Origin of the sequence: Aquimarina longa SW024 (assembly GCF_001401755.1) — a bacterium.
GTDB classification, from domain to species: domain Bacteria; phylum Bacteroidota; class Bacteroidia; order Flavobacteriales; family Flavobacteriaceae; genus Aquimarina; species Aquimarina longa.
In genome coordinates, this window is the sequence record NZ_KQ474106.1 from 209,573 (window position 1) to 219,987 (window position 10,415).

The following is a 10,415-nucleotide window of genomic DNA, read 5'->3' on the forward strand; positions in this document are numbered from 1 at the left end:
ACTCCAATGCAAAGATAAAAGCACTTAGAGCACAATTCAGAGGAGTCAAAAATGTAGAATTCTTCTTATTTAGATTAACCAAAATATTTACATAAACACAACAATTGGTCTTGATCCACTAAAACACTCCAATAACATAAAAACAGTTTTTAAAGCTATCCCAGTAATTTTTAAAAAATTGTCTATAAAAATAGCACCAACTAGAATGTATTCATATTCAATTTCTACAACATAGATGATTTAAGTATAAAACTCCTTTTTAAATCAAGATGATACAGCCAAAATCTGTTGTTTTTTCAATTCCTTTTTAGTTAAATCTCGTGTCAACCACCCCCCTCTACCAGCAGTAGCAATAGCATAAGGAGTAATCCAAAACAAAGTAAAGGCATAAAAGACGCTGTAAGGATATGCCCAAAATGCCTCTGATACACTATGCTTTTTTGCATAAAACAAGGCCTGAATACTTGAAAACAACAATATACCCATCAATGTAGAACTAAAAAATAATATCGGATATGTACATATAAAAAACAGCATTAATAGCATCGCAGGGTAAGCTACTATCATCTTTAACCACTGATTTAACAATAACACTCTAGTCCCGATTTTAGACCCTTCTCTAAAGTTTCTAAAGGCAAATCTACTCATCGCAATATTCTCTCTAACATTACTTCTTTCCCAACGAATAAACATCTTATATAAATTTTTATAACGCTCTGGCACATCCGTATAAACATATGCATTACGTTGAAAAAACACTTTATAGCCTTGTCTCAAAATCATATTAGTCATAGCTCGATCCTCTCCAATTTTTGACACTTGCCCCATAAAAGTTTGATTAATCCATTCTTCACGACAACTAAAAACAGCCTCTCTACGATAAGCTGATAAAGCACCTGGTGTACACAATACTGACCCCAACCTACTTTGTGCAGAACGTATAAATTCAAAACTAAAAGCAAAACTCACATTCAGCATACGAGGAATCAAAGCTTTTTCCCTATTTAAGACACGTACATTTCCCGCTACAGCCCCGCATTGCTCATTAACAACAAAAGGGCTTACCATAAGACGCAACGTATCCTTTTTAACTATAGAATCACTATCAACTGTTATAAAAACCTCTCCTTTAGCCAAACTAAACCCGCGGTACAATGCATGCCTCTTACCCTTATTCTTAGGCTGTTGATAAATCGAAACACGATCTCCCAGTATATCCTTAGCTTTTTTCATCCACTGCCATGTATCATCTTGGCTTCCATCATCAATAGAGATTAATTGCAACTTTTGCTTCGGATAATCACTTTCAGCTAAACTGATTAAAGTTTTACAAACTAATTCTCCCTCATTGTAAGCAGGTACAATAACCGTACACAAAGGTAATTGCTCATCAGATACAGATTTAATAACCTTATATCGTAAATACAAAACCAATATATATATCATAAAACTAATTTTAATAATAAGTAGAGATACAGACATCACTATCAAGAACACTCCCCAAGCACTACTAGTTCTTTCTAAGTAAATTTTATCAAAATAAGGTTGAAAAAAATAAAATAATGATACCGAAGCAAACATCAACAGAAATGTTCCTACTAAAATGAAAGATGATGATAAATTTGAAATATATTTTTTTATAGATATTGTTGTTCCCGAAGATTCAAAAGATGTAAATCCTTTCATAAGTGTTTTTCTAAATTTTATCAGAAGAAAACAATATTGATGCCATTATAAACAGAACTGAATAACAGAGGTTTAAAACAATTTCCATAATTTTAAAGTGTAGAGGTTTTACACACATGTGGATATTTAACTCACAATTACCACAATTGCTTGTTCTTAAAGCCTCTCTAAAGTATCTATTTTAGATATAAATCAGAAACCCCTTGAAAATAGTACTATTTTCAAGGGGTTTCTGATTTTGTGGGCGCTAAGGGATTCGAACCCCTGACCCCTTGGGTGTAAACCAAGTGCTCTGAACCAACTGAGCTAAGCGCCCTATATAAGTGAGAGAGTATTTATAAAATGTATTCACCACTTACATTTCATACAAACTTACATTACAACTAGTAAGTTTTTGTGGGCGCTAAGGGATTCGAACCCCTGACCCCTTGGGTGTAAACCAAGTGCTCTGAACCAACTGAGCTAAGCGCCCTAAAAAACAATCCTTATTGTGATTGCGGATGCAAATATAACATAGTTTTATTGTCTACCAAAAGTTTTTTACAAAAATCAGAGTATTTCTGCTACCACAAATGTACTACCTCCCACATACACTAAATCTCTATTTGTAGCACACTGTAAAGCAGCAACATAAGCCTTCTCTACTGTCACATAACTTTCTCCTCTAAATCCATATGTTTTTGCAATTTTTTGTAATTTTTTTTCATTTAACGCTCTGGATATATCCGGTTTTGTAAAATAATACGTTGCATTCTTCGGAAAAAGCGGTAAAATCGTTTCCAGTTCTTTATCATTTACTACTCCAAGAACGATATGTAATTGCTCATATTCTTCACCTAGTAATTGTTTTACGACTTGTCGTAAACCATCTTCATTATGTGCTGTATCACAAATCACTTTAGGCACATCTTGTAAAATCTGCCACCTACCTAACAAATGAGTATTTTTCACAACATTTAACAAACCATCTTTCATGATTTCTTCAGAGATACTCCACCCTTGATTTCTCAATAAATCAATAACTCTTATAACTATACGGATATTCTCTCTCTGATAATTACCTTTTAAGTCGGATTCATATACATCTCCTTCAAAATGCTCTGCAAAATATAGCGAACTATGAAATGTATCTGCAATGTTTTTAAAAATCACAGCCGTTTCTTCCACATATCTCCCTATAACAACAGGTACGTCTTCTTTAATAATCCCTCCCTTTTCTACTGCTATCTTTGCTAGAGTATCTCCTAAAAAACGAGTGTGATCTAATCCAATATTAGTAATCACTGAAATTTCTGGAGTAATAATATTTGTAGAATCCAACCTGCCCCCTAGACCAACTTCTATGATTGCAATATCTACATGAGATTCTGCAAAATATTGAAATGCCATCCCCACAGTCATTTCAAAAAAAGATAAATAATTTGATTCTAAATAAGATTTATGCTTTGCGATAAAATTGACCACATACTCTTTCGGAATTTCATCCCCATTGATACGAATACGTTCTCTAAAATCTTTTAAATGCGGTGAGGTATACAATCCTACCTTATATCCTGCCTCTTGCAATATAGATGCTAACATATGGCTTGTAGAACCTTTACCATTTGTTCCAGCAATATGAATACTTTTAAACTTGATTTCGGGATTCTCTAAATAGTTTGCTAATTGAATAGTGTTATCAAGATTAGCTTTATATGCACTAGCCCCTTGACGTTGATACATTGGTAATTGGGCAAACATCCAATTTAGGGTCTCCCTATAATTCATAATTCTATTATTATTCAGAAAGTTTAAACTGATAAATAATTGTTCCTACTTGTTTTATTGGAGCTTTAGGATCGCTATTAAATCTAGTAGCCTCAGCAGCCTTCTTTGCTGGCTCCATTAAACATGAAGCATTATTAGTCGTTCCTTTGACTCCTGGTGTAGCTCTAATAACTTTACCACTTTGATTAACCTCTATCTTCACAACAACAATACCTGTTTCATTGCAATCGGGAATAAGACTCTTCTTATTTAATGCTTTCCTTCCTCCTAATCGATAATTACCATCTCCATCCAATCCTTTTCCTGTTCCATAATATGATTTAGCATTAAGATCTCCGTCTGGGTTTCCTTTATCACCTGATACACTATCATCTCCTTCTCCCCCTTTGGCTTTACCATCACTTTTAGAGCCATTAGAAAAACTATTGAGAATATCTAGTGTAGACTTATCTGGTTTAGGGTCCTCCGGTTTCTTTTCGACCTTCTTCTTTACTGGCGTTTTCTTATCTGTTTTTTCTAAAGCTTTCTGATCCGTTGATTTAACTTTCTCTTTAGGCTGTTCTATTTTTTTCTGAAGTTTCTTTTTAGGCTTCTTATCTATTACTGGAGCATCTTCTGATTCTTGCGTAACCACCTTCTCTATAATCTCAGGAGACGCTTTTGGGGATTCTGGAACTGATGAAGAAGATTCTAAGGTTGTTTGTTTAGGTGATGACTTAATAGCCTTATTTGGCTGAATTTTACCTGACCCAGTCGCAGTAGTTCCAAAATTTATAGCAATCCCACTTTCTTCTTCTGGTATTATATAATTTAAACTCAGATAAAATAATAAAAAAATAATCCCTACATGTACTAGCACTGTAAGCACAAAAGACTTTTTCTTATGTTTCGTATCTAGTTTAATCATTCTCATTCTGGTCTTACTGCCAGTATAACTTTAAATTTATTACGATTTGCTATATCCATTACTCCTACTGCTTTTTCTATTGGTACACCTTCTTCTGCTCTAAGAATAATTGTCGGTTCTTGCTTTCCTTTTAATCGAGATAATAATTCTGGTTCTAACCTACTTTGACTTATACGATCATTATCTATATAATATTGCAATTTATTAGTAATACTAACAGAAATATTTTGAACATTAGAACTTTTCCCCTTTGCTTTTGGTAATATTAAATCTAAAGCCTCTGGAGTAATTGCTGGTGATGTTAATAAAAAGAAAACTAATAACAGAAATACAATATCTGTCATAGACGACATACTAAACTCTGGACTAACTTTATTCCTTCCTCTTAAATTCATATCAAGCAGGTTCGTTTAACAAGTCTAGGAAATCTACAGTATTAGCTTCCATACTATGAATTACCTTATCTGTACGCACTACTAAATGATTGTACCCTATATAAGCTACAATTCCAACTACCAAACCTCCAACAGTTGTTGTCATAGCAGTATAAATACCCTCAGCAAGAACACCCATATCTGCAGTTCCTGAACTCGAAGCCAAATTGTGAAATGCTAAAATCATACCAATTACTGTTCCTAAAAAACCTATCATAGGGGCTGCGCCTGCTACAGTAGCAAGAATACTGACATTCTTTTCTAATTTATACACTTCTAATCTACCCGCATTTTCGATTGCTTTATTAATATCTTCTAAAGAATGACCTATCCTAGAGATTCCTTTCTCTGTTAATCTTGCTATAGGATTATTTGTCTGAGCGCATAAAATTTTTGCAGCTTCAATTTTACCACTTGCTACATTCTCCTTAATCTTCTCCATAAAACCTTCATCATAATTCGAAGCTGCTTTTATAGCAAAAATTCTTTCAAAATAAATGTATACTGCTACAAATAATAATACAAAAAGAATTGATATAATTACAATTGCTCCTGTCCCTCCACTGAGTAACAAGTCCATAATAGATAATGAATTCTCTTCTGGGTCAACATTGGGTGTGTCTTGTAGTACACTACCAAACATAAATAAATGCGTCATTCTAATTTTATTAATTTAGTGTTATTATACTAACGTTATTTCTGTAGGTTAAGTATATCACTTAATCTTATAGAAAATATATTACTCCTAGTAAACCAATTCCTCCAAGTACTATTGTATAAGGAAAAGCCATTTTTACCATTCTTGTATATGACAATCCGATTAATGGAGCCAAAGAGGATGTTAATAAAAATAAGAACGCTGCCTGACCATTAGGTGTTGCAACACTCGGTAAATTTGTTCCTGTATTAATCGCAATTGCTAATTTCTCAAACTGATCTCGTGATATTATTCCACTATCAAAAGCTTGCCTAACTTCTCCTATATATACTGTTGCCACAAAAACATTATCACTAATCATTGATAAGACTCCATTAGCCACATAAAACATAGAAGGTTGTTGACTAGGATCTAAAGATAATGCCCAATCAATAATTGGTTTAAAAAGATGTTGGTCATGAATCATTGCTACGATCACAAAGAAAACCACGATTAATCCTGTAAACGGAAGTGCTTCTTCAAATGCTTTTCCTAACTGATGTTCTTCCGTAATCCCCATAAAAGCCGTCTGAACGATAATCAATGCTAGCCCTATTAAACCAACTGGTGCTAAATGTAATGCCAATCCTGCTATTAATAATAGTGCTGATATTCCTTGCACGATTAAGCCATATTTTGATTTATCAGATCTGTTTGCATCTTCCTCTTCTGTATAATTTTCGATAATTTTTCTAGCAACTTCCGGCAACTTTTCTCCAAAACCAAATGATTTTGTACTTTCTAAAGCTGCTGTTGTAAGCAATCCTGCTCCTAAAACAGGTATCGAAACTGGTGCCATTTTTAAAAAGAATTCTATAAAATCCCATCCCATTCGCTCTCCTATCAGTAGGTTTTGTGGCTCTCCAACCAAAGTACATACACCTCCAAGTGCAGTACCGACAACTCCATGCATCACTAAACTTCTTAAAAAACTCCGAAATTGTTCTAAAGTCTCTCCACTCAGTTCTGTTTTATCCAGCACTCCACTTTCATCATAATCTCCTGATCCAGAATGAATTTTATGATACACTCCATAAAACCCTACCGCAACACTAATTAAAACTGCTGTTACCGTTAGTGCATCTAAAAATGCAGAAAGTACTGCCGCTAAAAAAACAAATAATAGCGACAACACCATCTTGGATTTTATTTTGGTAAACACTTTACTAAAGATATACATTAGTAAAGGTTTCATAAAATATATTCCTGCTACCATAAAAACCAGTAGCAAAACTACCTCTAAATTCTGATCAACTTCATGATATGCATTCTTAGAAGTTGTAAGGTTTAATGCTAGAATTTCTATTGCCAATAACCCACCTGATTGTAGCGGGTAGCATTTTAGTGCCATGGCTAGCGTAAAAATAAACTCTCCTATAAACAGCCACGCTGTTATTGTTGGTCCTAGAAGGAAATAAGAAAAAACATTAAAAATTAAAAATCCGATCATTATGGCTTTGAACCATTTCGGACTACTACCTAAAAAATACTTAAACATAGTTTTACTTGGTTAATACGATTTATATTACACTAACTGATTAAGCGCTATCTCAAACGCTGTATTACTTATATTAATTTTTGATTGCTTGCTATTATGTGTATTTTGAATAGCTTTTTTTATGGTTTCTGAAGTATCCATGAAAATAGCTTCATCTGTCATTTGCACTTTTCTCTCCATAAAATATGCAAAAACTCTTGCCATACCACAATTAGAAATAAAATCTGGTATCAAACTTACTCGTTCATCAGTATACTCCATTATTGGTCCAAAAAATATTTCACTATCTGCAAAAGGAACATTGGCTCCACAAGAAATAACTTCTAATCCAGAGTCAATCATTTTATCAATCTGATCCTTAGTAATTAATCTAGAAGCTGCACATGGAGTAAAGATTTCTGTTTGCAAAGACCATACTTTTTCATTCATTTCCTCAAAAGGAATAAGCTTTTCGCTGTATAGTTTATTTCCATTTTTGTTTAAAAACAATTCTTTTATTTCTTCAAAAGAAAACCCTTCTTCATTTATTAACCCTCCTGCATGATCAATGATTCCTACAACTTTTGCTCCCATTTCAGAAAGATAATATGCTGCTGCAGATCCTACATTTCCAAAACCTTGTACTACAGCTCTTTTTCCTTTTACTTCTCCTCCATAGATATCATAATAATGTCGTACTGCTTCTGCAACGCCATATCCTGTAATCATATCTGCTACAGTATATTTCCTATCAACATCTGGAGAAAACATTGTATTTTCTAATACTTTAATAACTCCTTGGCGTAATTGTCCAATTCTATTTATCTTATCTGCTTCAGTAGGTTGAAAATGACCATTAAAAACGCCCTCCTGAGGATGCCAAACTCCACATTCCTCAGTTATTGGTATTACTTCATGAATTTCGTCTACATTAAGATCTCCTCCTGTTCCATAATAACTTTTTAATAATGGTGATACAGCTTTATACCATCTCTTTAGGACTCCTTTTTTACGTGGATCATCAGGATCAAAATTGATACCAGATTTAGCCCCTCCTATTCCAGGACCTGACACTGTAAACTTTACTTCCATAGTTTTTGCCAAAGAAAGAACTTCATTCATGTCTAGTCCTTTTCGCATTCTAGTTCCTCCACCTGCAGCACCACCTCTTAGTGAATTTATAACTGTCCATCCTTCTGCTTCAGTTTCTGTATCTTTCCAATTAAAAACTATCTCTGGTATTTTATTTTCGTATATATTTAATAACTCTTTCATTTTTAAAATTTCAATTCATTTAATAATTGCCGTACCTTTTTTTAAGGCGACTTCTATTCATCGTGCTTTTTAATCAAAAATAATCCTCCACTACGGAGGTTAGAGCTGTGTCATATTACTAAGATATTTATGATACAATTGTAATTTCACAAATATAAAAAACTAAACATGGTAAAAGACAAATAAAAATTAAAAATATGAGAACAATAAAAACAACTTATCATACATCAAGAAAACGATACGCACTACGCTTTAAAATAGTAACAAAAGTTTCTCTACTTTGATCTATAAAATGATCATTCAAAAAATCAAAAAAACAGTAAAACTATCATATTATAGCTTATATTTGTAGAATCTATAAAAAAATAGAGGTTATCCCTGTTTTTTATCATTGAAAAGTACGAATCCCGTGTTATGCACGCATAATAAATTATAAAGAAATATGGATTTTAAATTATCCGAAGAACAGTTAATGATACGCGACGCAGCTCGTGATTTTGCTAAAGCAGAACTATTACCAGGTGTAATTGAACGTGATAACAAACAAGAATTTCCAACCGAACAGGTCAAAAGAATGGGAGAACTTGGTTTTTTAGGAATGATGGCTTCACCAGAATATGGTGGTGGTGGAATGGATACAGTTTCTTATGTTTTAGCTATGGAAGAACTTTCCAAAGTTGATGCTTCTTGTTCTGTAATTGTATCAGTAAATAACTCTTTAGTATGTTGGGGTCTTGACACTTACGGAACTTCCGAACAAAAAAAGAAATATTTAACTAAGCTTACTACAGGAGAATCAATAGGAGCTTTTTGCTTATCTGAACCTGAAGCTGGTAGCGATGCTACTTCTCAAAAAACTACTGCTATTGACAAAGGAGATCATTACATCCTTAATGGGACAAAAAATTGGATAACCAATGGTAATTCTGCCGATTATTATTTAGTTATAGCCCAAACTGACAAAGAGAAAAAACATAAAGGTATTAATGCTTTTATTGTCGAAAAAGGATGGGAAGGATTTGAAATTGGTCCTAAGGAAGATAAACTAGGAATAAGGGGTAGTGATACACATTCACTTATATTTAATGATGTAAAAGTTCCTAAAGAAAATCGAATTGGCGAGGATGGCTTTGGGTTTAAATTCGCTATGAAAACATTAGCTGGTGGTCGAATAGGAATTGCAGCTCAGGCATTAGGAATTGCAGCTGGAGCATACGAATTAGCAAAAGAATATGCAAAAGTTCGGAAAGCATTTGGTACCGAAATCATGAATCATCAGGCTATCGCTTTTAAACTTGCTGATATGCATGTACAAATTGAAGCAGCAAGAATGTTAGTTTATAAAGCTGCAATAGACAAAGACAATCATGAAAATTATGATTTATCAGGAGCAATGGCAAAACTAGCTGCTTCTCAAGCAGCAATGGATGTTTCTATAGAAGCGGTACAAATACATGGCGGTAATGGTTTTGTTAAAGAATATCATGTAGAACGATTAATGAGAGATGCTAAAATCACTCAGATATATGAAGGAACCTCTGAAATACAAAAGATTGTTATATCCAGAAGTATTCTTAGAGATTAGATTAAAACAATGATATGACTAATATAAAGGTTGTTTTCTAGGTAATTGTGCTACTTATCTTAAAAACAACCTTTTCTAATTTAAAAAACTCTTGAGTTCCTATTTAAAATAGTCAATAACCTAAGAGCATATCCTAAGCATTTCGATTAAAAACATCGGAAAATCAAATCCTTAATGGAGACAATCTCTAATAATATTAATATTTCTAGTATAGAGTATACAGATATTATAATTCTCTAATTCAGTAGCGTATTCTTATTATTTTTATATCTTATATTTTACTAAGTACTACAATAGATCCCTCAATATTATCAGTATCTATAGGTATTTTAATTACTTTGGGCAATTCAACTATTTCACACATCATTTTTTAAAAAATAGTAATCAAGATCTCTAAATTTAGATCTTTTAATACTATTTTCTTAGGTATGTACTAATACAATCTGGATTAAGCTATTTTAACAACAGAAATACTAAGATCCAACAGAGTTTTTAATCCAGAAAAACAAAACTAATTATAATAATATTAGTGTTTGTGTGATACTTTATAAGCTACGTCCCAAGTGAAGTTCTATCTTTATCTAAGG

At 33.0% G+C, this 10,415-nt stretch carries 8 protein-coding genes and 2 tRNA genes; 1 reads left to right on the forward strand and 9 read right to left on the reverse strand.

Going from position 1 to position 10,415, the window contains the following annotated elements:
• Positions 1-264: 264 nt before the first annotated feature.
• From N456_RS22055 to N456_RS22095, 9 genes are all read right to left on the reverse strand, one after another.
• Positions 265-1,686 (reverse strand): glycosyltransferase family 2 protein, encoded by a 1,422-nt coding sequence (locus N456_RS22055; RefSeq protein ID WP_062062248.1) that lies wholly within the window; start codon positions 1,684-1,686, stop codon positions 265-267.
• Between the two features lie 241 nt (positions 1,687-1,927).
• Positions 1,928-2,002: transfer RNA gene (locus N456_RS22060), tRNA-Val, on the reverse strand.
• Positions 2,003-2,083: 81 nt separating this feature from the next.
• Positions 2,084-2,158, reverse strand: a tRNA-Val gene (locus N456_RS22065).
• Positions 2,159-2,235: 77 nt separating this feature from the next.
• On the reverse strand, positions 2,236-3,453 hold the full coding sequence (locus N456_RS22070) for a bifunctional folylpolyglutamate synthase/dihydrofolate synthase (protein WP_062062251.1): 1,218 nt from the start codon (positions 3,451-3,453) through the stop codon (positions 2,236-2,238).
• A gap of 10 nt (positions 3,454-3,463) precedes the next feature.
• Positions 3,464-4,360 carry a hypothetical protein gene (locus N456_RS22075; protein WP_062062294.1) on the reverse strand — a complete coding sequence of 299 codons (897 nt, stop codon included), beginning with the start codon at positions 4,358-4,360 and terminating at the stop codon, positions 3,464-3,466.
• A 2-nt stretch (positions 4,361-4,362) separates the two neighbouring features.
• Positions 4,363-4,755, reverse strand: coding sequence for an ExbD/TolR family protein (locus N456_RS22080; RefSeq protein ID WP_062062255.1), 393 nt, complete (start codon positions 4,753-4,755; stop codon positions 4,363-4,365).
• Between the two features lies 1 nt (position 4,756).
• On the reverse strand, positions 4,757-5,452 hold the full coding sequence (locus N456_RS22085; RefSeq protein WP_420834734.1) for a MotA/TolQ/ExbB proton channel family protein: 696 nt from the start codon (positions 5,450-5,452) through the stop codon (positions 4,757-4,759).
• A 67-nt stretch (positions 5,453-5,519) separates the two neighbouring features.
• Positions 5,520-6,989, reverse strand: coding sequence for a sodium/proton antiporter NhaB (gene nhaB, locus N456_RS22090; RefSeq protein WP_062062258.1), 1,470 nt, complete (start codon positions 6,987-6,989; stop codon positions 5,520-5,522).
• A gap of 27 nt (positions 6,990-7,016) precedes the next feature.
• Positions 7,017-8,243, reverse strand: coding sequence for a Glu/Leu/Phe/Val dehydrogenase dimerization domain-containing protein (locus N456_RS22095; RefSeq protein WP_062062261.1), 1,227 nt, complete (start codon positions 8,241-8,243; stop codon positions 7,017-7,019).
• A 442-nt stretch (positions 8,244-8,685) separates the two neighbouring features.
• On the opposite strand from N456_RS22095, the gene N456_RS22100 reads away from it, so the two are divergent.
• Positions 8,686-9,828 (forward strand): acyl-CoA dehydrogenase, encoded by a 1,143-nt coding sequence (locus N456_RS22100; RefSeq protein WP_062062264.1) that lies wholly within the window; start codon positions 8,686-8,688, stop codon positions 9,826-9,828.
• Positions 9,829-10,415: the final 587 nt, after the last annotated feature.

Bases quoted from the DNA above. Each gene is read 5' to 3' on its own strand.
- N456_RS22055 (WP_062062248.1), bottom strand. From the start codon at position 1,686: ATGAAAGGATTTACATCTTTTGAATCTTCGGGAACAACAATATCTATA.
- N456_RS22070 (WP_062062251.1), bottom strand. From the start codon at position 3,453: ATGAATTATAGGGAGACCCTAAATTGGATGTTTGCCCAATTACCAATG.
- N456_RS22075 (WP_062062294.1), bottom strand. From the start codon at position 4,360: ATGATTAAACTAGATACGAAACATAAGAAAAAGTCTTTTGTGCTTACA.
- N456_RS22080 (WP_062062255.1), bottom strand. From the start codon at position 4,755: ATGAATTTAAGAGGAAGGAATAAAGTTAGTCCAGAGTTTAGTATGTCG.
- N456_RS22085 (WP_420834734.1), bottom strand. From the start codon at position 5,452: ATGACGCATTTATTTATGTTTGGTAGTGTACTACAAGACACACCCAAT.
- nhaB (WP_062062258.1), bottom strand. From the start codon at position 6,989: ATGTTTAAGTATTTTTTAGGTAGTAGTCCGAAATGGTTCAAAGCCATA.
- N456_RS22095 (WP_062062261.1), bottom strand. From the start codon at position 8,243: ATGAAAGAGTTATTAAATATATACGAAAATAAAATACCAGAGATAGTT.
- N456_RS22100 (WP_062062264.1), top strand. From the start codon at position 8,686: ATGGATTTTAAATTATCCGAAGAACAGTTAATGATACGCGACGCAGCT.